Origin of the sequence: Streptomyces sp. NPDC005931, assembly GCF_042871235.1 — a bacterium.
Taxonomy (GTDB): Bacteria; Actinomycetota; Actinomycetes; order Streptomycetales; family Streptomycetaceae; genus Streptomyces.
In genome coordinates this window covers 1-20,659 of the sequence record NZ_JBIAIG010000012.1, presented here as the reverse complement: position 1 = coordinate 20,659, position 20,659 = coordinate 1, and the positions used below count along the sequence as shown (strand labels likewise).

The following is a 20,659-nucleotide window of genomic DNA, read 5'->3' as shown; positions in this document are numbered from 1 at the left end:
GGAGGCGAGGCCGCCCGCGCGGGAGGGGACGCGGACGGGTTCAGCCGCCCTCGCCGAAGCGGCGCACCAGGCCCGCGAACGCCTCGCGCTCGGCCGCGGTGAGCCGCACCGATTCGGCCCGTGGGCCCATCCGGCGCTGGGCCGGGATCGCCGGGGCCCTGCGCTTCCCGTGCCGCTTGACGGCTCCGGTGCGTTCCCGCGCGAGCTCGCGGACCCGTCGGCCGCGCCCCCGGCGCAGTGCGTCGGCCAGACCCGCCACGCAGGCCACGGCCACCAGGGTGAGGAGGGCGGCCCCCGTCACCCTCGACATCGTGTCGTGCCTTGGCATGCGCCCCAGTACACACCACGGCCCGAGGAGGTGAACCCCGGGCCGTAACGAGCGTGACGTATATCGCACTAGGGGCGAATGGTTCAGGCCACCCCAAAGGGGCGCAGGCGGCGTTCCCCGCCGGGCGAACTAGGCGGTGACCGGCTGCTTCGCCCCCGTCTCCGCCGCCGGCCTGCCCGCCTCGGGCCCGGCAGCGACCGTGGCTCCCGGGGCCGGCCTGCGCAGGCCCTTCAGCACGATCACCAGGGCGGTCGTCACGCACACGCCCGCAGCGATGGCGACCAGGTAGAGCAGCGGGTTCCCGATCAGCGGGACCACGAAGACACCGCCGTGCGGGGCGCGCAGGGTGGCGCCGAAGGCCATCGACAGGGCGCCGGTGACCGCCCCGCCGGCCATCGCCGAGGGGATCACCCGCAGCGGGTCGGCAGCGGCGAACGGGATCGCGCCCTCGGAGATGAAGGAGGCGCCGAGGACCCAGGCGGCCTTGCCGTTCTCGCGCTCGGTGCGGTCGAAGAGCCTGCCGCGGACCGTGGTGGCCAGGGCCATCGCCAGTGGCGGAACCATGCCGGCCGCCATCACCGCGGCCATGATCTTCATCGCGGAGTCGCCGGGGTTGGCCACCGCGATGCCGGCGGTGGCGAAGGTGTAAGCGACCTTGTTGACCGGACCACCGAGGTCGAAGCACATCATCAGGCCGAGCAGGGCGCCGAGCAGGACGGCGTTGGTGCCCGTCAGGCCGTTCAGCCAGTCGGTCATGGCCTTCTGTGCCTCGGCGATCGGCTTGCCGATCACCACGAACATCAGGAAGCCGACCACCGCCGAGGAGATCAGCGGGATCACCACCACGGGCATGATGCCGCGCAGCGCCGCCGGGATCCGCACCCGCTGGATGGCCAGCACCACCGCACCGGCGATCAGACCCGCCGCGAGCCCGCCGAGGAAGCCGGCGCTGATGGTCAGCGAGATCGCGCCGCCGACGAAGCCGGGCACGAGTCCGGGCCGGTCGGCCATGCCGTAGGCGATGTAGCCGGCCAGGACCGGGACCAGGAAGTTGAAGGCCACGGCGCCGATCTGGAAGAGCAGGGCGCCCCAGCTGTCGGCCTGCGTCCACATGAAGCGCTCCATCACCGACGGCGCCTCGTTGATCTCGTAGCCGCCGATCGCGAAGCCGAGGGCGATGAGCAGACCGCCGGCCGCGACGAAGGGCACCATGTAGCTGACGCCCGACATGAGCCACTTGCGGAGCTTGGTGCCGTAGCCCTCGCCGGATTCGCCGGCCCGCTCGACGGGCGTGGCGCCCGGTGCGGTGGCCGCGGTGACCTCGCCGCGCTCCGCCCTGGCGCGGACCTCGGTGATCAGCTCGGCGGGGCGGTTGATGGCGGCCTTGACGCCGGTGTCGACGGTGGGCTTCCCGGCGAAGCGTTCCTTCTCCCGCACGGGCACGTCGTGGGCGAAGATCACACCGTCCGCCGCGGCGATCACGGCCGGGTCGAGCCGGGTGAAGCCGGCCGAGCCCTGGGTCTCGACGACGACTTCGGCGCCCGCCTCCCGGGCGGCGTTCTCCAGCGACTCGGCGGCCATGTAGGTGTGGGCGATGCCGGTCGGGCAGGAGGTGACGGCGACGATCCGGAACGGCCGGTCTGCGGCGCTCCCGGCCGCTCCGCCGTCGGTGCCGGTTCCGGTGCCGGTGCCGGTGGTGCCCGTGGCGGCACCGGCGGAGGCCGCCACCGATACCGCCACGGAGTCTTCGGGGAGCGGGGACGCCGCCGCGGTGACGGAGGGTGCCGCGGCCGGGGAGGCGCCGGTGCTCGCGGAGTCCTCGGCGTTCCCCGGGCCCTCGGCGTTTCCGAGCTCCTCGGCGTTCCCGGGGTCCTCGGCGCTCCCGGAGCTGCCCGAGCCGGTCTGCGCCGCGGGGGCCGGCTCGTCCCCGCGGACGAGCGCGGCCGCGGTCGCCGCGTCGGAGGCCGAGCGGAGAGCGTCCGTGAACTCGGCGTTCATCAGCTGACGGGCCAGGGACGACAGGATCGTCAGGTGGGCGTCGTCGGCACCGGCCGGCGCGGCGATGAGGAAGATCAGGTCGGCGGGGCCGTCCGCCGCCCCGAAGTCGATGCCGGCGGTGCTGCGCCCGAACGCCAGCGTCGGCTCGGTGACGTGCTCGCTGCGGCAGTGCGGGATGCCGATGCCGCCGTCGAGGCCGGTCGGCATCTGTGCCTCACGGGCGGCCACGTCGGCGAGGAAGCCCTCCAGGGAGGTCACCCGGCCCAGGGCCACCATGCGCTCGGCGAGGGCACGCGCCGCCGCTTCCTTGGTGTCGGCGGACAGGTCGAGATCGACCAGGTCCGCGGTGATCATTGCGCTCATCGCGGGCTCCTTCGCACGCGTATCGCCCGGTCGGTGGAGTGGGCGGAAGTCAGGAGGGGGACGGGGATGCGGTGGGGGGGCTGACCAGGGAGGGGCTGCCGGCCGCGAGGGCCGTGGCGGGGGCGGCGGTCGCCGCGGGTGCGACCACGGGAGGCAGAGCCCCCGCGAGTGCGGCCCCGGCGGGCGCGCCCCCTGCGGGTACGGCGAGTAAGGCGGCACCGGGCCGCTCCCCCACCGGGCCGGCGGCACCGTCCGAGCCGCTGCTCGCACGGCGGGACGGGCCGTCGGCACCCGCGCCCGCACCGCCTGACACCGTGCCGTCGGCACCCGCGCCCGAGCCCGCGCCACCGTCCCCCGGACCGCCGACGTCACCGGAGTCACCGAGGTCACCGAGCCCGCCGGTGTCCACGCCGCCGACGCCACCGGCGCCCGCGCCACCGGGCCCCGTACCGCCGACGTCACCGGAGTCACCGACGTCCCCGAGCCCACTGGTGTCCCCGCCGCCGATGACGCCGAGTCCACCGGCCACCGCACCGCCGATGCCGTGGCCGCCGAGCCGCCTGAACCCCGCCCTCATGACACCGGCTCCGTCAGCGCACGGTCCACCGGCACCTCCGCCGTGACCGTCACCCCGGACGGGTCCACGTCGTCCGGCGTCGGCATGACGCTGCCGGGGAGCTGGACGGCCGCCGCTCCGTGTGCGACCGCCGAGGCGAGGGCCCCGGGTCCGCGGCCCCCGGCGATGAGGAAGCCGGCGAGCGAGGCGTCGCCCGCGCCGACGTTGCTGCGGACGGTGTCCACGCGGGCGGCGGCGAACCAGGTGCCGTCCTCGTCCACCAGCAGCTGCCCGTCGGCGCCCAGGCTCGCGAGTACGGTCCGGGCGCCCATCCCGCGCAGCTCCTCGGCCGCCTTCAGCGCGTCGCCCACGGTGGCGAGCGGTCGCCCTACGGCCCCGGCCAGTTCCTCGGCGTTGGGCTTCACCACGTCGGGCCGCTCGCGCAGGGCCGCCAGGAGCGCCGGTCCGGACGTGTCGAGGGCGATGCGCACGCCCGCGGTGTGAGCCCGCGCGACCAGGTCGGCGTGCCAGGAGGGGGCGAGTCCGCGCGGCAGGCTGCCGCAGCAGGCGATCCAGTCCGCGCCGCGCGACTGCCACCGCACCGTCTCGAGGAGCAGCTCCCGCTCGGCCGCCGTGAGCTCCGGGCCGGGCGCGTTGATCTTCGTCAGTACGCCGTTCGCCTCGGCGAGCGCGATGTTGGAGCGGGTGGCCCCGGCCACCGGGACCGGCGCGACCTCGATGCCCTGGGCGTCGAGCAGGTCGGCGACCAGGGCGCCCGGCGCGCCGCCCAGGGGGAGCACGGCCACCGTGCGCCGGCCTGCCGCCGCGACGGCACGCGAGACGTTGACGCCCTTGCCGCCCGGGTCCAAGCGCTCGCCGGTGGCCCGGACCACCTCACCGCGTTCCAGCGAGGGGACCTCGTAGGTGCGGTCCAGGGACGGGTTCGGGGTGACGGTGAGGATCATGCGCGCACCACCTCCGTGCCGCCCCGCTCGATCGCGGCGGCGTCGTCGGGGCTCAGGCCGCTGTCGGTGATCAGCAGGTCCACGTCGCTCAGGTCGCCGAAGCGGGCGAAGTGCTCCTGGCCGTGCTTGGACGAGTCGGCGAGCAGCACCACGCGGCGGGCGGCGGCCATGGCGGCGCGCTTCACCGCGGCCTCGGCGAGGTCGGGGGTGGTCAGCCCGTGCTCGGCGGAGAAGCCGTTGGCCGCCAGGAGGAGCACGTCGGCACGGATCTCGCCGTAGGCGCGCAGCGCCCAGGCATCCACGGCGGCGCGCGTACGGTGGCGTACCCGACCGCCGACCAGGTGCAGCTGGATGCCGGGGTGGTCGGCGAGGCGGGCCGCGATGGGCAGGCTGTGGGTGACGACGGTGAGCGACAGTTCCGGCGGCAGGGCACCGGCGACCCGCGCGACCGTGGAACCGGCGTCGACGATCAGCGCACCGTGGCCGGGCAGTTCGGCGAGGGCGGCCTTGGCGATGCGGTCCTTCTCGTCGGCGGCGGTGGTCTCGCGTTCGGCCAGGTCGGGCTCGAAGTCGAGGCGTCCGGCCGGGATGGCCCCGCCGTGCACCCGGCGGACCAGGCCCGCGCGGTCGAGGGCCTTCAGGTCCCGGCGGATGGTCTCGGCCGTCACCTGGAACTCCTCGGCCAGCGAGACCACATCCACCCGGCCGCTGTCGCGGGCGAGCCGCAGAATCTCCTGCTGGCGCTCCGGTGCGTACATGTCCGCTTGCCTCCGACCATGCCCGAATGTGTGGGTTACCTCGGAGCGTACGCCTGAATGTCCGATATGTAAACACCGTCGGGCGCGACCGGGCATGAATGGACTTCCGTTTGTGTCTGACTTCTGGATTCCGCCCGTGATCCGTCCCGCGATCAGCGACCTGCCCGCCGACGGCAGAGGGCCCGGCACCCCCCGTGGGTGCCGGGCCCCCCGTCTGTGCGGGTGGGGTCAGGAGACGAGCCGGGGCTCCTCCGCCACCGCGGTGGCGTCCTCGGCCGCCGCGCCCTCCACGTGCTGGGCAGGGCGCTTCGGCAGGGCGAACATCAGCAGGAAGATCACGCCCATCACCGCGGCCACCCAGCCCAGCGCGTGCTGGAAGCCGTGGGCGAAGGCCGGGCCGACCTCGGCCGGGGCGAGCCGCTCGTCGATCACGCCGAAGAACACCACCGACACCAGGCCCAGCCCCAGCGCGTGACCCATCTGCTGCACGGTGTTGATCAGCCCGGACGCCGACCCGGCGTGCTCACGCGGCACCTCCGACAGCACCGCGTCCGTCAGCGGGGCGACGATCAGGCCCATGCCGGCGCCCATCACCACGAGCGGCAGCGCCATCTGCCACGAGGCGATACCGAGGCCGTACCGCTCGGACTCCCAGATGTAGATCAGCACACCGGCCGCCATCACCAGGGCACCCGCCTGGAGCACCTTGCGCCCGTAGCGCGGGACCAGGGTCTGCACCGACATCCCGGCGGCCGCCGACACGGCGAGGGAGAAGGGGATCCCGGTCAGGCCGGCGCGCAATGGGCTCCAGCCCAGGCCGATCTGCATGTAGAGCGTCCACACCAGGAAGAAGACGCCGAGCCCGATCCCGAACACCGTCTGCACCGCGATCCCCGCCGCGAAGCTCTTCACCTTGAACAGCGACAGCTCTACCAGCGGGGACCCGTCCCGCACGGTCTTGGCCCGCTCGTGGACCACCAGTGCCGCGAAGACCACCAGCGCGCCCGCCATCGACGCGTAGCCCCACAGCGGCCAGCCCAGTTCCCGGCCGCGGGTGAGCGGGTAGAGCAGCATCAGCAGTCCCAGCGTCACCAGCGCGACGCCCACGAGGTCCAGCTTCAGGGCGCGCGGCGCCCTGGACTCGGTGATGAAGCGGCTGCCCAGGACGAGTCCCGCGATGCCGACGGGCAGGTTGATCAGGAAGATCGGCCGCCACTGGAGCCCGAACAGGTTCCCCTCGGTCAGCAGTGCGCCGAGCAGCGGCCCGGACACCGCGCCCAGCCCGACGATCGCCCCGAACAGCCCGAACACCTTGCCGCGTTCGTGCGCCGGGAAGGTCGCGTGCACGATCGAGAGCACCTGCGGCACCATCAGCGCGGCCATGGCGCCCTGAAGGATGCGGGAGGCGACCAGCATCTCCGGGTTCACGGCGAGGCCGCACAGCGCGGAGGCGACGGTGAAGCCGCCGATGCCGATCAGGAAGATCCGCTTGCGCCCGTGGATGTCGCCGAGCCGGCCACCGGTGACGAGTCCCGCGGCGAAGGCCAGCGCGTAACCGGCGGTGATCCACTGGATCTGGCTGAAGGTGGCGCCCTCGTCGTCCTGGATGGACGGGATCGCGATGTTGACGATCGTGACGTCGACGAGGTCCATGAAGGCCGCGGTCATCACGATCGCCAGGGCGAACCAGCGGCGGCGGTCGCCCGTGGCGGGCCGCGGTGCGTGCGGGGTCTCGGTGAAGGTCATGCCCCGAAGCTATGGCCGGTGTAGGTCAGATGGTGTCCTACTTCTGCGGCATCCTCGTATGCATGACGACGGACACCCCCGCCCGGCTCCTGCAGCTCCTCTCCCTCCTCCAGACGCCCCGTGAGTGGCCCGGCGGCGAGCTCGCCGAGCGGCTCGGGGTCTCCCGCCGCACGGTCCGGCGGGACATCGACCGGCTCCGCGAGCTCGGCTATCCCGTACAGGCGACCCTCGGCTCCGAGGGCGGCTACCGGCTGGTCGCGGGCAAGGCGATGCCACCGCTCGTGCTGGACGACGAGGAGGCAGTGGCCATCGCGGTCGGACTGCGCGCCGGCGCCGGACACGCGGTCGAGGGGGTGGACGAGGCGTCCGTGCGGGCGCTGGCCAAGCTGGAGCAGGTGCTGCCCAGCCGGCTGCGCCACCGCGTCAGCACGCTCCAGGCCGCGACCACTCCCCTGACCAGTGGCGACGGGCCGAGCATCGCCCCCGAGACGCTGACCGTCATGGCGTCCACCGTGGCCGGGCACGAGCGCCTGCGGTTCGCGTACCGCGCGGCCGACGGCACGGAGTCCCGGCGGGTGACGGAGCCCTACCGGCTGGTGTCGACCGGGCGGCGCTGGTACCTCGTGGCGTACGACCTCGACCGCGCCGACTGGCGTACCTTCCGCGTGGACCGGGTGAGCGAGCCGTTCGCGACCGGGGCGCGGTTCACGCCGAGGGAGCTGCCGACCGGGAGCGCGGCGGAGTATCTGCGCCAGTCGATGCACCGCACCCAGGAGTCCTACGACCTCGTCGTCACCTTCGCCGCCCCGGCCGAGGCGGTCGCGGCCCGGCTGCCGGGCTGGCTGGGCACACCCGAGCCGCTGGACGCCGAGCACTGCCGCCTGCGCGCCACGGTGAGCGACGCCAAGGAGTGGATGGCGGTGCGGCTGGCCCTGCTGGGCCACGACTTCACCGTGCACGAACCCGTGGAACTGGTCGATTGCGTACGGGAGATGGGGGCGCGGATGAGCAGGGCGGCGGAGCGATGAGACGGCCCCGCAGGCCGACCGCATCAGCTGTCCGCCGTCAACTCGCGCCAGGGGAAGTCGCGTAGTGCGGCCAAGTTGCGTACGGCCAGCTCCGCCGGACCGCGCGCACCCTCTGACGGGGCGTCGCCCGCCACCCAGCCCTCCACGGCGGTGCGCACGGCGGCCCCGGCGACGGCGGCGGCGAAGCGGAGCCGGGGGTCGAGGGCAACGTTGTCGAGGCGGGAGGAGAGTTGATCCCCTGTCAGGTCGGCCCGGGGCACGGGCTCCACCCGTAGCCGTTGATGCCGAGTGGGTTCTCGGTCCGGGCCCGGCAGCTCGGTCGGGTCCGTCGGCTGAGCCGCGCCCCTCGGCTCGGTCGGGTCCGTCACCCTGGTCGGGTCCGTCACCTCAACCGGGTCCGCCGGGTCCGTCGGCCGACCACGGGCCGCCTCTCCGCCGGCCGCCCGACTCCCGCCGCCCTCGCCCCCGTCGGCCCTCGTCCGTTCCGCCAGAACCTCCGCCAGCCGCCGTTCCGATGCCTGGCACACCTCCGCCCACACCCTGCGCAGGGAGGGGTCCGTGTCGGCCAGCCGGATCAGCGAGCGCATCCGTTCCCAGGAGCCCGCCGACACGCCCACGCCAGGCGTCAGCGCGTGCCGCGCGGCGCTCTCCAGGGCCCGCCCCGGCGGAACGCCGGCCGGAACGGCGCGCACGGCCTCCATCCAGCGCTCGGCGCCGGTCGCGAAGAGCGGGGCGATGGCCTCCTCCTTGGAGGCGAAGTACCGGTAGAAGGTGCGCGGGGCGACTCCCGCCGCCTGGGCGATGTCCTCCGCGCGGGTGGCCCTGAGGCCCTGCCGGACGAAGAGGGCGGCCGCCGCTCGAGCGATCTCCATACGGGTCTCGGCCTTGCGCCGCTCGGTCAGCGAGGGCGGGTTCTGCGGGGTCGGCCCATGCGGTGCGGAAGGTGTCGCGGTGGTGCTGCTCACGCCCGGCAGGCTATGCCCATGTGGCACAATCTGCCATCTGGCGGGCCACCCCGGGGTTCAGGTTCGGGGTGACCCGCTCCCCAAAGGTCTCGCAGTCTCTCCGAACGCTCTCCCCGCACCCACGCCCCGGCGATCGCCCTCGGCACGGCACGAAGAAGCCGGGCCCGGCGCCCGGGGGGAGGGCGCCGAGGCCCGGCTCTGGGAAGTCCCGGCGCCGGGGGGGTGGTGCGACGGGACGTGGCTCGTGGGCTCGGTGGGTCCGGGGGCGTGGCCCCGGGGCCCGAACTCGTGGGCCCTGAAGTCTTGTTCCCAGGGCCCTGGGGGTTGAAGCGGCGGGGAACCGCCATGTTTGCGCGGTCTTCGGCCACCCCGCGCACGCGGCACGGGCCGGGGCGCCGCCCCGCGCACACGGCACGGAGCCGGTCGCACCTTACGCCACCGCGTCGAACCCGGTGTCGCGGGCCAGCTTCTTCAGCTCCAGCAGCGCGTGCTTCTCGATCTGCCGGATGCGCTCGCGCGTCAGTCCGTGCTCCTTGCCGACCTCGGTCAGCGTGCGCTCGCGGCCGTCCTCGATGCCGTAGCGCATCTTGATGATGGAGGCCGTGCGCTGGTCCAGGCGGCCGATGAGGTCGTCCAGTTCCTCGCTGCGCAGCAGCGTCAGCACCGACTGCTCCGGGGACACCGCCGAGGTGTCCTCGAGGAGGTCGCCGAACTGCGTCTCGCCCTCGTCGTCCACCGACATGTTCAGCGAGACCGGGTCGCGGGCCCAGTCGAGCACGTCGATCACGCGCTCCGGCGTGGAGCCGAGCTCGGCGGCGATCTCCGCGGGCTCCGGGTCACGGCCGTGCTCACGGTTGAACTCGCGCTGCACGCGCCGGATCCGGCCCAGTTCCTCCACGAGGTGGACGGGCAGGCGGATGGTGCGGGACTGGTCGGCTATGGAGCGGGTGATGGCCTGGCGGATCCACCACGTGGCGTACGTGGAGAACTTGAAGCCCTTGCGGTAGTCGAACTTCTCGACCGCGCGCACCAGGCCGGCGTTGCCCTCCTGGATCAGGTCCAGCAGCGGCAGACCGCTGCGGGGGTAGCGGCGGGCCACGGCGACGACCAGACGGAGGTTGGACCGGATGAAGACGTCCTTGGCCCGCTCACTGTCGTCGACCAGGGCCTGGAGCTCCTCGGTGGTCGCTCCCGCCTTGTTCTCCTCGTAGCCGTCGAGGATCTGCCGCGCGAACACACCCGCCTCGATGATCTGGGACAGCTCGACCTCCTTGGCGGCGTCGAGCAGCGGCGTGCGCGCTATCTCGTCGAGGTACATGCCGACCAGGTCGCGGTCGGCGATCTCGCCGGCGTGGGCGCGAACACTGCTTGCCGAGTCGACCGTCTCGCCGGTGGCGGACTGACGACGGGCGACGGCACGGGTTGCCATGCGTGCTCCCTTGCGGTGGTGAGGTCAGCGGGTGGTCCTGCGGACGCTCGGCACGTTCTTCAGGTCTCTCCGGACTCTGCTCGGGTGCCCTGCATCCGTAGGAAACAACGACTGGAATCCGGACAGAATTCCCAACCCGCCCCTCGATTTTTCTGATCATGCAGTACCCTGTCCCGCCACACGGGAGGAGCGCCGCGGCCAGGTACCGCCGAGGTCCAGGTCAGGCCGGGGATCCGGGCCGTTCCACGCGGGCGGCGATCGGCACGACATCCGGTGCGGATGAGACGGCGATCACAGGTGACGTCACACCTTCGGCCGCTCGCCGCACCTTCGGCAGTTCGGCACACCTTCGGCAGTTCGACACACCTTCGGCCGCTGTGCGCGGTTCCGGCCCATCGTCGTGCCTCGGCCGCTCGACCCGCCTCCGTCGTCCCGCCCTGTGCCGTCGCCGCACCTCTGTCGCCGTCGTGCCCGGCCGTCGTCACGCCTTCGCGCGATCACGGTTTCCGTCCTGAAGGGCGCCGTCTTCGACCGCCCTCCCACCGTGAAGACGAACCGCACCCTCCGATGGTTGCCACGGGCGCCGATGTGCGCCGATGCATGCCGATCGGCGTGCACCGCCCGGCGGTGCGCCCGACCGGGCGGGAAACCCGCGCCACGCCGCCGGTCAGCCGAACTGCACCGACCGCTTCGCCAGCCCCATCCAGAACCCGTCGATCACGGACTTCTGTTCCCCGAGCTCACCGGCCGCGTCCGCGGCACCCATCGTGACGAACAGCGGGGCGAAGTGCTCGGTGCGCGGGTGGGCGAGCAGGCCCGCCGGTGACTTGTGCGCGAAATCGAGCAGCGCGTCCACGTCGCCGGACTCCAGCGCCCGCCGGCCCCAGTCGTCGAACTCCGCCGACCATACGGGGATGCCGCCCTGGCGGAGCGCGGCCAGGTTGTGGGTGAAGAACCCGGAGCCGACGATCAGCACGCCCTCGTCGCGCAGTGGAGCCAGCCTGCGGCCGATCCCCATGAGCCGCACCGGGTCGAGGGTCGGCATGGAGACCTGGAGGACCGGGATGTCGGCCTCGGGATACATCTCGACCAGCGGGACGTACGCACCGTGGTCGAGACCCCGGTCCGGCACGTCCTGCACGGGCATGCCGGGTGCGCGCAGCAGCTTGCGCACGGACTCGGCGAGCGCGGGGGTCCCGGGGGCCTCGTAGGTGACCCGGTAGTAGTGCTCGGGGAAGCCCCAGAAGTCGTAGACCAGGGGCACCGTCTCGGTGGCGCCGAGGGCGAGCGGGGCCTCCTCCCAGTGGGCGGAGACGACGAGGATCGCCCTGGGCCGGGGCAGTCCGGCCGACCAGGCGGACAGTTCGCCCGGCCAGACCGGGTCGTCCGCCAGCGGCGGGGCACCGTGGCTGAGGTAGAGCGCGGGCATGCGCTCCTGAGTGGCGGCGGTCATGACGGCGACTCCTCCCTGGTGACGCGGCGGCGGGGCGGGCCGTACCGGACGGCTACTGCCCGCCCGGGCCGACTGGGCCGAACCCTCCGGCTGGAACCCCTACTGCTGAATGTGCCGGTCGCACTGAATACGCTTGAATCATCAAGTTCTGACATCCATCCTACGCCGTGTTTGTTTAAGTTTCAAGGAGTACCCCCGTACAGTGGAGTACATGAAGACGGCACCCGCATCGACACCGGGCTCGGCGCCCGGATCGGCATCCGGCAAGGAACCCCGCTGGCTCACCGACCAGGAGCAGCGCGTCTGGCGTGCGTACATCGAGGCCAGCACCCTTCTGGAGGACCACCTCGACCGCCAGCTCCAACGCGACGCGGGGATGCCGCACATCTACTACGGCCTGCTGGTCACCCTCGCCGAGTCCCCCCGGCGACGGCTGCGCATGACCGAACTGGCGATGGCGGCGAAGATCACCCGCTCCCGTCTCTCGCACGCCGTGGCACGCCTGGAGAAGAACGGCTGGGTGCGCCGCGAGGACTGTCCCTCCGACAAGCGCGGCCAGTTCGCGGTGCTGACGGACGAGGGCTTCGAGGTGCTGAGCCGGCACGCCCCCGGCCACGTGGACGCCGTACGCCAGGCGGTCTTCGACCGGCTCACCCCGCAACAGCAGAAGTCCCTCGGCGAGATCATGCGGATCATCGCCGAGGGACTTCAGCCGAGCGAAGCGGGTGCGGACCTGCCCTGGCTCCGCTGAGCGCGGAAGCCGGGGCAGGTCCTCGGAGCCGTACGGACGGGGCGTCCCCTCCTCGTCCGTACGGGTGGTGTGAAGGAACGGCCCGAAGGGTGGCGTACCCGGGGCGCCCCACGGGGGTGGGCCGCAGGGCGCCCGAGGAGGTCAGTGGGCGACGACCGGTACCGCCATCTCCTCCTCCGCGGCCTGTGCCGCGGACCCGGTGACCGTGGCGCCCGGGCGGCCGGCGTTGACCATCGTGAACGCGATGGCCGCAGCCACCACCAGGATCCCGACGGCGAACCAGATGGCGCTGGTGTAGCCCTGCACCTGGCCCTGGAGCAGGACCAGCTGCTGCTGGGCCCGGCTCGACGCACCGCCGATGTGGTCGGTTACGTACGCCGTGGTGGCCGAGGCCGCGATCGTGTTCAGCAGGGCCGTGCCGATCGCGCCGCCCACCTGCTGCGAGGTGTTGACCATCGCGGAGGCGACACCGGAGTCCCGCGGCTCGACGCCCATCGTGGCCAAGGACATGGCCGGCATGAACGCCGTACCCATGCCGAGACCGAGCAGCAGCATCGCCGGCAGCAACAGGGCCGCGTACGAGGAGTCGATCTCCAGCTGGGTCAGCAGCAGCATGCCCAGCGCCGCGACCAGGAAGCCGGGGCCCATCAGCAGCCGGGGCGCGACCCGGGTCATCAGACGGGTGCCGATCTGGGTGGAACCCGTGATCATGCCCGCGATCATCGGCAGGAAGGCGAAGCCGGTCCTCACCGGCGAGTAGCCCTTCACGACCTGGAGGTAGTAGGTCAGGAAGAGGAACAGGCCGAACATCGCGATGATCGCCAGGCCGAGGGAGAGGTAGATGCCGCCGCGGTTGCGCTCGGTGATGACGCGCAGCGGAAGCAGCGGCGCCTTGACCCTGGACTCGACCAGGACGAAGGCGGTGAGCAGCACGGCGGAGGCGACGAACATGCCGATGGTCAGCGAGTCGCTCCAGCCGTCGGACTCGGCACGGGTGAAGCCGTAGACCAGCGCGACCAGGCCGAGGGTGGACAGCACCACCCCGGGGATGTCCAGCGGCGAGCGGTTGCGGCCGCCCTCCGGCTCACGGATGACGAAGTACGCGCCGGCCGCGGCGACCACGGCGAACGGGATGTTCACGAAGAAGGTCCAGCGCCAGTCCAGGTACTCGGTGAGGAAACCGCCGAGGATGAGGCCGACGGCACCGCCACCGCCGGCGATCGCGCCGTAGATGCCGAACGCCTTGGCGCGCTCCTTGCCGTCGGTGAACATCACGGCGAGCAGCGACAGCGCAGCGGGCGCGAGCAGCGCGCCGAACACGCCCTGGAGGGCGCGGGAGCCGAACATCATGGCCTCGTTGGTGGCCGCGCCGCCCAGCGCGGAGGCCGCGGCGAAGCCGGCCAGGCCGAGGACGAAGGTCCGCTTGCGACCCCACAGGTCGGCGATCCGTCCGCCGAACAACAGCAGTCCGCCGAACGCGAGGGCGTAGGCGGTGACCACCCACTGGCGGTTGCCGTCGGAGATGCCCAGGTCCTGCTGGGCGGACGGCAGGGCGATGTTCACGATGGTGGCGTCCAGGACGACCATCAGCTGGGCGAGCGCGATGAACACCAGCGCTTTCCAGCGGTTGGCGTCTTGGGCGCCGGGAGCCTTGGAGGCTGTTTGAGACATGGGAGTACCCACTTCGGGACTTCGTGGCGGAAAATACGGGCGTCAATGAAGAAAAGGGCGGTTCTTGAGGGTGCTCGGGTGCGCTCAGTAGTGCATGCGTGGCCAGGCTTGCAGCGAGGCGGACTTGGGCGGTCTGGTGGCGCCCACGGGCGCGCAAGGGCCAGAACTCGGCAGCCGGAGCGGTTCGGGCGCCGGACGCCGACCGCTCGCGCGGGCAGATCAGGCCGAACGAGTCGTACGGACGGGATGGTTCGGAGTCGGTCGCGCGACGTCGGTCACGCGGGTCGGTCTGGTGGGGTGTCGGTCACGCGGGTCGGTCTGGTGGGGTGTCGGTCACGCGGGTCGGTCTGGTGGGGTGTCGGTCACGCGGGGTCGGTCTGGTGGGGTGTCGGTCACGCGGGGTCGGTCGCGCAGGGCGAAGTGCGCAGGTCCTCCAGGGTCACGGCCGCGCCCGGCAGGACACTGGGCGCCGGGGCCCGCAACCCGTCCAGGAACAGCTGCAGATGGCGGTGGACGAAACGGTCGGCGCTCATGCACCCCGTACCGGCCGGGGGACGGCTGAGCTGGGCGATGCCGACCAGCAGATCACCGTTCTCGACGTCGGTACGAAGCTGACCGGCCGCCTTGGCCCGGTCCATGAGCTGAGCGACGAGGCGCTCGACGCCCCGGCGGGCTTCCTCCAGGTCGGGGTGGTGATGGTCGAAGGTGCTGGCAACCATCGGGCACAGCGCGCTGATCCGCTCGTCGGCCGCGGTGTGCGCGAAGCGCTCCAGCGCTTCGAAGGCGTCCCCGGTCTCGGTCAGCGCCTGCTCGGCCGCCCGCACCGTACGATCCATCACGGAGCAGACGACCTCGCGCACCAGCGCGTCGCGGTCGGGGAAGTTGCGGTACACCGTGGCGTTGCCGACCCCGGCCCGACGGGCGATCTCGTCGAGCGGCACGTCGGGGCCGAACTCGACGAACATCTCCCGGGCGGCGGAGACGATCCGCTCCCGGTTGCGCACGGCGTCGGCGCGGGGCCGGGACGCCTTGCGCTGCGCGGGGGTGGCGGTCTGCACGGTGCACTCCTCGATCGATCGGGCGGGCGGGGCTCGGGCCCCTCGTCTGTGTCACCTGTCTGTGTCACCGAGGCGATCCGGGGAGGGAATCCCCGTTTCGCTCGGACACCGGTCTAAACGGGGAAACGATCCCCGGTTATTTCCCGTACCTGAAGAGATCTCGTGTGACCTGACTCACATTCCCTACCCGCAGGAAACCCACGATCGGCCTCTCCAGCGAGCGACCCCGCACCCCGCGACGCAGGGTGATCGAGAGGGTGCAGCCGGACACCGGCGGCTGCCGTGTGGAGCGGAGGTCCCCGCATGCAGCCGCAGCCGAGCAGACGCCGGATATCCCCGCGCCGCCTGGCCGCCCTGGCATCGGTGACCGCGCTGACCCTGGCGGTCGGCACCTCGGCCGGCAACAGCCACCTCTCCCCCGCCACCACCGCCCCCGGGGCCGGCCCCAGCGCCCTGTCCCGCACCTCCGCCCACGGCCCCTGCATGATCGGCAGCGCCCGCGAGGTCCAGATGTCGGAGGGCATCCCCACCTCCGACGGCTACACCCGCTCCACCGGTACGATCCGCGCCCTCACCCTCATGATCGACTTCTCGGACGCGCCCGGAGAGGGCGACGCCATGGACCGCTACCGGGAGTTCTTCCCCCAGACCCGGCAGTGGTTCGCGACCAGTTCCTACGGCCGCCTCGACTACCGCCCCGAGATCCCCGTCCCCGACTGGCTCCGGATGCCCAAGTCCTTCCTGGACTACGGCCTGGAGCGCGGCGCCCCGTTCGAGCCCGGGTACCGCGAACTGGTCCAGGACCTCGTGGCGGTGGCCGACCCCGACGTGGACTTCCGTGCGTACGACCTGCTCAACGTGCTGGTGACACCCAACGCCGGACCCTCGGCCCTCGACACGGTCCTGTCCGTCACCTTCGCGGGCAACACGGAGGCCCCGAGCGCAGACGGCGTCCCGATCGCCAACGCGTCCTTCGTCTACTCCCGCCAGGACGACGGCTCCGGCGCCTACCACCGCACCGGCTACCGCGTCCTGCCCCACGAGAACGGCCACGTCTTCGGCCTGCCCGACCTGTACACCGCGGAGGGCGGCGGAGCGGTCGGCCACTGGGACATCATGAGCGAGGACTGGGGCGCCAACAACGACCTGCTGGCCTGGCACAAGTGGAAGCTGGGCTGGCTGGACGCGGCCCAGGTGCACTGCGCGGCGGACCCCGGGACAGCCGAGTACGCCCTGACCCCGCTGGCCCGCAAGGGCGGCCCCAAACTGGTCTTCGTTCCCCTGAACGGCCGGTCCGGCTACGCCGTCGAGGTCCGCACCCAGGAGGGCAACGACGAGGCGGTGTGCCGCAAGGGCGTACTGATCTACAAGGTCGACGCGGACGTCGACACGGGCATGGGCCCGATCACGGTGCACGACTCCCGCCGCGACAGCGGCGGCTGCACCCGCAGCCCCAACGTCCACGCCGAACTCTCGGACGCACCGTTCACCCCGGGGGAGAGCTTCGTTGACCGGGGCGCGGGCGTTCGGGTGGAGGTGGTGAGGGCGGAAGGCGACGATCAGGGCAGTGAGGACGACGAGGGCGACGGGGGGTACCGGATCCGGGTGATCCGGGAAGCGGGGGTCGAGTTGGCCGGGGCGGAGTGATCGGGGTCGAGTCGGCTGGGGCGGAGCGAGGCGGGCGAACTGGCGAGGGCGGAGTGAGCCGGGGGCAGAGTGGGGGAGTGAGCGGGGGGCAGAGGCGAGAGAGTGATCCGGGGGCGGATGCGGAGTGCCCAGGGGAGAAGTGGGGGCAAGCGAGGGGCGCAAACTGGGGCGGCCCTCACACCACCACCCGTTCCCCCACCTCCCCTGACCTGACCTCCCACCCCCGCGACCACGATCCGGTACGCTGACGCCTGTGGTCCTTCCCGACCACGGGGCCATGCATGGCCCACGCCTTCGTAGCTCAGGGGATAGAGCACCGCTCTCCTAAAGCGGGTGTCGCAGGTTCGAATCCTGCCGGGGGCACCAGCGCAAAGGCCCCGGACCGATCATGGTCCGGGGCCTTTGACATCCACTTCTGACATCAACGGCGTCGGTCATTGACGACTGGGGCGCGTCTTCCTGAGCAGCCGGTCCATATGGCTCATGGCCTCGCGCTGCGTGTCCTGCACGACGTGCGTGTAGACATCCATGGTGACGCTGATCTGGGAGTGCCCCAGGATTTCCATCACCACGCGGGGCGCGACCCCGGCCGCCGTGAGGAGCGTGGCCGTGCCGGGCGTCGTGCAGCCGGATCACCCGGAGGCCGGCGGACCGGGCGACGCGGGTGAAGGACCGGTAGAGGTTCCGCGGCTCGACCGGGCGGCCGGTGCGGGTGGTGAAGACGTAGTCCGACTCGCGCCAGGTCTCCCCCGTTTTCGCCCGAGCCGCCACCTGCCGCATCCGGTGCCAGCGCAAGGGCGCGATGCAGAAGCGCGGGCAACGGGACGGCACGGCGACGGCGGCTCTTGGGATCGTCGTCGTACAGCACGCCCCGGCGCCGCTGCACCTGCTGACGGACGTGCAGCACGCGGCCGTCGAGGTCGACGTCCGACCAGCGCAGGCCCACGATCTCTCCCCGGCGGAGCCCCATGGCGATGGCGAGCACGAAGGCCGCGTACAGCGGGTCACTTACGGGAGGCCGCCAGGAAGTCGAGCGTCTCGTCCAGAGTCCAGGGCTTCAGCTCGCGGTTGTCTGTGCGAGGAGGTTCGACGAGCTTGGCCACGTTCTGCGTGATCATTTCCTGCGCGCATGCTGCGGCTCCTTCCGGGTTCGGGCATGGGAGGGGTAGGGACATGGCGTGAGGCGCTCACGCCGACCGGGGATCGTGCGGACGCGGGTCAGTCGGTCACCGGGCGGGGCCGCACGACCGGGCTCGATGTCTCAGCGGGCGGCCGTACGGGGACGTCGGGCCGGAAGGGCTTGAGCGCGGCAGGTCAGGGACCAGCTGGGCCGACTCGCGGCAGGTCCCGGCGGCGTAGCCGAGGGAGAGGTACGGCGTGCGGATGCGGGACCAGCCGCCGGAGGTGTCACCGGCCACGGCGAGGCCGGGCCGTTCGGGGGCCATGGCGCAGGCGGCGGAGACCGCCTCAGGGGTGATGTCGCCGAGTGCCATCTTGGCGGAGACTTCGTCGTTGACGCGGTGGCAGACGCGGCCGGTCAACTGGGCCCGCAGCATGATCGCGCCCTTGCCCAGTTCGGCGCCGAAGCGCTGGCCGCAGACCTCCAGGTAGATGCCGGCGGTCCGGCCGAGCTGGGCGAGCCGGATGAGCTGGGTGACCATCTCGTCCCGGCGTTCCTCGTCCTTCTTCGTGGCGACGAGGAAGAGTTCGGCCACCTCGTCGACAAACAGCACGACGGGCACCGGGCGTTCGTGCTCGGGCAGGCCCCAGATGTCGGAGGTGATCTCCTCGTCCGGTGTGCTCGGCGCGATGCCCTGCCGGGCCTTGATGAGGTCGTACCGGTCCTCCATTTCCCCAGGCACAGCCGAGCAGACGCGGCACATGGCGTCCAGGTCGTTCGTACAGTGGCGCGCTCCACCTGGACGCCATGAACCACGCCCGCTAAACGGTGTGTGGGTCGACGGCGGACGGGATGGGAGCGGGGTAAGTAATGGCTGAGGTGACCAGGGTTTGGTTTAGGAGATTCGTCGGCCCATCTTTGCCGACTGCCTGTTGCGGCCCTTGGTGTCCCACCACTCTTCCAGCAAGGTGTGGACAATGTGGACCAGCTGCTGCAACCGGACCGGGTGGGGGGCAGGCGAGGTGAGTACGTCAACGAAAGATTTATCGTCCCACGGAATACTGACCACCCAGCTTTCATCCGGCTGGCCTGGTCGCTCCACAGTTAACTCAAACGTCAAGGTCACCGTGCGGTCCGGGTGGTGCTTGACAGACAGTCGGGTGATGTTGAACCTGACTCCGCCAACGGTGGTATGCGAGCGCCATAGAGCTTTCTCTGCGGGCGTTTTTTCACCGTGCATCTTCCGGCCCTTTCTCTTGTCCCTGTCCCCCCACCCTAGGCGCTAGCAGCGAGCGGCGGCAGCCGTCCTGTCAACGTCGTAACCCGTCAGAAGGTCGTTGACCCCGGCGGGTGTCCCGATGATGGTCCGGAACCTCTCGATCGGCGGGCACTGGATGGTGTAAGTGGAGTAGCCACCACGGCCATTGTCGACCCCGGACGATATGGCGGCATTAATCTTCCTGTCCATCGCACTATTCCAGCCGTGACGGCTCTTGATGTGCTTCCAGCCCCACGTCCGAGTGCCACAGCGCAGCGTAAACTTCTTGGGTCCGCGGAAGTATTGCCGCACGATGTGATAGCGGCCGTTGCTTCGGCAGGTTCCGTCGATGCTGTCGACCGCAATGTTGACCGTCGTACCGACTGGCGAGGTCGCTGCGGACGCAGAGCTCGCTGCTGGGACCACCAGAGTCGCTATGGCGACAGCAGCGGACAACCCTGCCGTTACGGAAACGTGGCGAGGCATATATTCCCCCTCATCATTCCCCGTGGTCAGCGGGAGTTTGCGTGTAAGTGCCTCGGCGCGAGGCACTTACACGAAACGACGTACGTCTGCACACCGTCAAGATCCTTTCCGGCCGTGGTCGGCCGGAGGTGACCGGACAGTTGGGACGGTTGATATCGGACGGGTAAGCAGGCGGGACATGCGCCACCAGGGCACCCCACACGGAGCGGGCAGATTAGGGGCGGGCGCGTGTGGCGGGGGACGACAGGAGGCCGATCTTGGAAGCGCCAAGGTCGGCCTCGGGGTGGAGACGCCGGACCCGCCTGGGCGAGAGTCGTGAATCGCATGGCTGCGATCGGCGTCACCGTCAGTCACGCCGCAGAAGTCGGAACCGCGGCAGGCGACCGCCGAGAGGTCTCACCTCTCGGTAGGCCGCGCCCGTGCCGCACATACGGCGGATGTACTACAGCAACTACGGGAAACCCGCGGAGACGGCGGACATCGTGGTCCCCGCGGCTCACTGCGAGATCGTCTACGAGATCCCGATCAACCGATAAGCGCAGGCCTTTCGACGGCGCGCAGGTTCAATCTGCCGACGTCGCAGCCAACAGCAGTGACGGCAATGCTGACGGCAACGACGGCAGACGACAGCGGCCCTCAGCGGCTCGGCACGGTGGCGGGACGCGGCGATCCGACCGGCCCACCACGCCGTGTCCGCATCTTTTTAGAGGTCGTTACCACCTGTAGTGCGGTGCTATCTGGGCTATTGCTCCCTCTGATGTACTGGTGCGGTTGGGACTGCGGGATTGGCCGTGCTTGTTGACTCGGATGGTGTGGCGTCTGATGCGGGCCGTTGGACATGGCTGTGAGTGGCGAGCAGGTTGGGTCCTTTGCCTCGTTCGCTCCAGCCCCCCCGCGCCCAGTGGGGCTTCACTGAGTTCTGCAAGAGCTTCGGCCAGGCCCTGGAGGGCAGCTGCCACGGACGGCGGCGACAACCGGCGGCCAGCCGACTGCGCTCGCTGCTGGCCGGGCTTCCGCTGCCCCGGTTTCCGGACGGGCGGCTGGTCCTGGCCGTGGACGTCTCTCCATGGCTGCGTTCG

Annotated in this window: 14 protein-coding genes, 1 tRNA gene and 4 pseudogenes; 6 read left to right on the top strand and 13 right to left on the bottom strand. The window is 71.6% G+C overall.

Annotated features, from left to right (window positions below):
• Positions 1–40: 40 nt before the first annotated feature.
• The 6 genes from ACFYOV_RS25085 to ACFYOV_RS25060 all read right to left on the bottom strand — a co-directional run bounded on the left by ACFYOV_RS25085 (position 41) and on the right by ACFYOV_RS25060 (position 6,714).
• Positions 41–328 (bottom strand): hypothetical protein, encoded by a 288-nt coding sequence (locus ACFYOV_RS25085; RefSeq protein ID WP_389090891.1) that lies wholly within the window; start codon positions 326–328, stop codon positions 41–43.
• A 129-nt stretch (positions 329–457) separates the two neighbouring features.
• The gene (locus ACFYOV_RS25080) at positions 458–2,689 is read right to left on the bottom strand and encodes a fructose-specific PTS transporter subunit EIIC (protein WP_389090888.1); all 2,232 of its coding nucleotides are present in this window, start codon (positions 2,687–2,689) and stop codon (positions 458–460) included.
• A gap of 49 nt (positions 2,690–2,738) precedes the next feature.
• Positions 2,739–3,266: a hypothetical protein gene (locus tag ACFYOV_RS25075; protein WP_389090886.1), complete on the bottom strand. Its 528-nt coding sequence runs from the start codon at positions 3,264–3,266 to the stop codon at positions 2,739–2,741.
• Complete coding sequence (pfkB, locus tag ACFYOV_RS25070) at positions 3,263–4,210, bottom strand: 1-phosphofructokinase (protein WP_389090883.1); 948 nt, start codon at positions 4,208–4,210, stop codon at positions 3,263–3,265. Before pfkB ends, ACFYOV_RS25075 begins: the two co-directional genes overlap by 4 nt.
• Complete coding sequence (locus ACFYOV_RS25065; protein WP_389090881.1) at positions 4,207–4,968, bottom strand: DeoR/GlpR family DNA-binding transcription regulator; 762 nt, start codon at positions 4,966–4,968, stop codon at positions 4,207–4,209. Before ACFYOV_RS25065 ends, pfkB begins: the two co-directional genes overlap by 4 nt.
• A 228-nt stretch (positions 4,969–5,196) precedes the next feature.
• The gene (locus ACFYOV_RS25060; protein ID WP_389090879.1) at positions 5,197–6,714 is read right to left on the bottom strand and encodes an MFS transporter; all 1,518 of its coding nucleotides are present in this window, start codon (positions 6,712–6,714) and stop codon (positions 5,197–5,199) included.
• Positions 6,715–6,776: 62 nt separating this feature from the next.
• Between ACFYOV_RS25060 and ACFYOV_RS25055 the strand changes: the two genes are divergently transcribed.
• Complete coding sequence (locus tag ACFYOV_RS25055) at positions 6,777–7,742, top strand: helix-turn-helix transcriptional regulator (protein WP_389090877.1); 966 nt, start codon at positions 6,777–6,779, stop codon at positions 7,740–7,742.
• A gap of 23 nt (positions 7,743–7,765) precedes the next feature.
• Here ACFYOV_RS25055 and ACFYOV_RS25050 read toward each other — a convergent pair whose 3' ends face one another.
• The 3 genes from ACFYOV_RS25050 to ACFYOV_RS25040 all read right to left on the bottom strand — a co-directional run bounded on the left by ACFYOV_RS25050 (position 7,766) and on the right by ACFYOV_RS25040 (position 11,565).
• Entirely contained in the window at positions 7,766–8,707 is a 942-nt protein-coding gene (locus ACFYOV_RS25050; RefSeq protein WP_389090875.1) for a TetR/AcrR family transcriptional regulator, read from the bottom strand.
• A 430-nt stretch (positions 8,708–9,137) separates the two neighbouring features.
• The gene (locus ACFYOV_RS25045) at positions 9,138–10,136 is read right to left on the bottom strand and encodes an RNA polymerase sigma factor RpoD/SigA (RefSeq protein ID WP_389090873.1); all 999 of its coding nucleotides are present in this window, start codon (positions 10,134–10,136) and stop codon (positions 9,138–9,140) included.
• Between the two features lie 667 nt (positions 10,137–10,803).
• A complete protein-coding gene (locus ACFYOV_RS25040) occupies positions 10,804–11,565 on the bottom strand; it encodes a dioxygenase (RefSeq protein ID WP_389091231.1) in 762 nt (253 codons plus the stop codon).
• A gap of 235 nt (positions 11,566–11,800) precedes the next feature.
• Between ACFYOV_RS25040 and ACFYOV_RS25035 the strand changes: the two genes are divergently transcribed.
• On the top strand, positions 11,801–12,340 hold the full coding sequence (locus ACFYOV_RS25035) for a MarR family winged helix-turn-helix transcriptional regulator (RefSeq protein WP_389090872.1): 540 nt from the start codon (positions 11,801–11,803) through the stop codon (positions 12,338–12,340).
• Positions 12,341–12,481: 141 nt separating this feature from the next.
• Here the strand turns inward: ACFYOV_RS25035 and ACFYOV_RS25030 are convergent, their stop codons facing one another.
• Positions 12,482–14,011 carry an MFS transporter gene (locus tag ACFYOV_RS25030; RefSeq protein ID WP_389090869.1) on the bottom strand — a complete coding sequence of 510 codons (1,530 nt, stop codon included), beginning with the start codon at positions 14,009–14,011 and terminating at the stop codon, positions 12,482–12,484.
• 392 nt (positions 14,012–14,403) lie between these two features.
• Positions 14,404–15,069 (bottom strand): TetR/AcrR family transcriptional regulator, encoded by a 666-nt coding sequence (locus ACFYOV_RS25025; RefSeq protein ID WP_389090867.1) that lies wholly within the window; start codon positions 15,067–15,069, stop codon positions 14,404–14,406.
• Between the two features lie 303 nt (positions 15,070–15,372).
• Here ACFYOV_RS25025 and ACFYOV_RS25020 point away from each other — a divergent pair, with 303 nt between their 5' ends.
• Together ACFYOV_RS25020 and ACFYOV_RS25015 are read left to right on the top strand one after the other, a co-directional pair.
• Positions 15,373–16,716 carry a M6 family metalloprotease domain-containing protein gene (locus ACFYOV_RS25020; RefSeq protein WP_389090864.1) on the top strand — a complete coding sequence of 448 codons (1,344 nt, stop codon included), beginning with the start codon at positions 15,373–15,375 and terminating at the stop codon, positions 16,714–16,716.
• 290 nt (positions 16,717–17,006) lie between these two features.
• A tRNA-Arg gene (locus tag ACFYOV_RS25015) sits at positions 17,007–17,082 on the top strand.
• A 68-nt stretch (positions 17,083–17,150) separates the two neighbouring features.
• On the opposite strand, the pseudogene ACFYOV_RS25010 reads toward ACFYOV_RS25015, so the two are convergent.
• A pseudogene (locus ACFYOV_RS25010) lies at positions 17,151–17,855 on the bottom strand (tyrosine-type recombinase/integrase); the annotation flags it as partial.
• 79 nt (positions 17,856–17,934) lie between these two features.
• Positions 17,935–18,572, bottom strand: a pseudogene (locus ACFYOV_RS25005) (FtsK/SpoIIIE domain-containing protein); the annotation flags it as partial.
• A gap of 1,296 nt (positions 18,573–19,868) precedes the next feature.
• Between ACFYOV_RS25005 and ACFYOV_RS25000 the strand changes: the two are divergent.
• Together ACFYOV_RS25000 and ACFYOV_RS24995 are read left to right on the top strand one after the other, a co-directional pair.
• Positions 19,869–20,116 (top strand): annotated as a pseudogene (locus tag ACFYOV_RS25000) (GntR family transcriptional regulator); the annotation flags it as partial.
• A gap of 333 nt (positions 20,117–20,449) precedes the next feature.
• Positions 20,450–20,659 (top strand): annotated as a pseudogene (locus ACFYOV_RS24995) (hypothetical protein); the annotation flags it as partial.

Excerpts from the sequence above, each read along its gene's own strand:
- ACFYOV_RS25040 (WP_389091231.1), bottom strand. The coding sequence starts at position 11,565 with ATGCCCGCGCTCTACCTCAGCCACGGTGCCCCGCCGCTGGCGGACGAC.
- ACFYOV_RS25075 (WP_389090886.1), bottom strand. The coding sequence starts at position 3,266 with ATGAGGGCGGGGTTCAGGCGGCTCGGCGGCCACGGCATCGGCGGTGCG.
- ACFYOV_RS25045 (WP_389090873.1), bottom strand. The coding sequence starts at position 10,136 with ATGGCAACCCGTGCCGTCGCCCGTCGTCAGTCCGCCACCGGCGAGACG.
- ACFYOV_RS25080 (WP_389090888.1), bottom strand. The coding sequence starts at position 2,689 with ATGAGCGCAATGATCACCGCGGACCTGGTCGATCTCGACCTGTCCGCC.
- ACFYOV_RS25030 (WP_389090869.1), bottom strand. The coding sequence starts at position 14,011 with ATGTCTCAAACAGCCTCCAAGGCTCCCGGCGCCCAAGACGCCAACCGC.
- ACFYOV_RS25055 (WP_389090877.1), top strand. The coding sequence starts at position 6,777 with ATGACGACGGACACCCCCGCCCGGCTCCTGCAGCTCCTCTCCCTCCTC.
- ACFYOV_RS25035 (WP_389090872.1), top strand. The coding sequence starts at position 11,801 with ATGAAGACGGCACCCGCATCGACACCGGGCTCGGCGCCCGGATCGGCA.
- ACFYOV_RS25020 (WP_389090864.1), top strand. The coding sequence starts at position 15,373 with ATGCAGCCGCAGCCGAGCAGACGCCGGATATCCCCGCGCCGCCTGGCC.
- ACFYOV_RS25060 (WP_389090879.1), bottom strand. The coding sequence starts at position 6,714 with ATGACCTTCACCGAGACCCCGCACGCACCGCGGCCCGCCACGGGCGAC.
- ACFYOV_RS25065 (WP_389090881.1), bottom strand. The coding sequence starts at position 4,968 with ATGTACGCACCGGAGCGCCAGCAGGAGATTCTGCGGCTCGCCCGCGAC.
- ACFYOV_RS25085 (WP_389090891.1), bottom strand. The coding sequence starts at position 328 with ATGCCAAGGCACGACACGATGTCGAGGGTGACGGGGGCCGCCCTCCTC.
- pfkB (WP_389090883.1), bottom strand. The coding sequence starts at position 4,210 with ATGATCCTCACCGTCACCCCGAACCCGTCCCTGGACCGCACCTACGAG.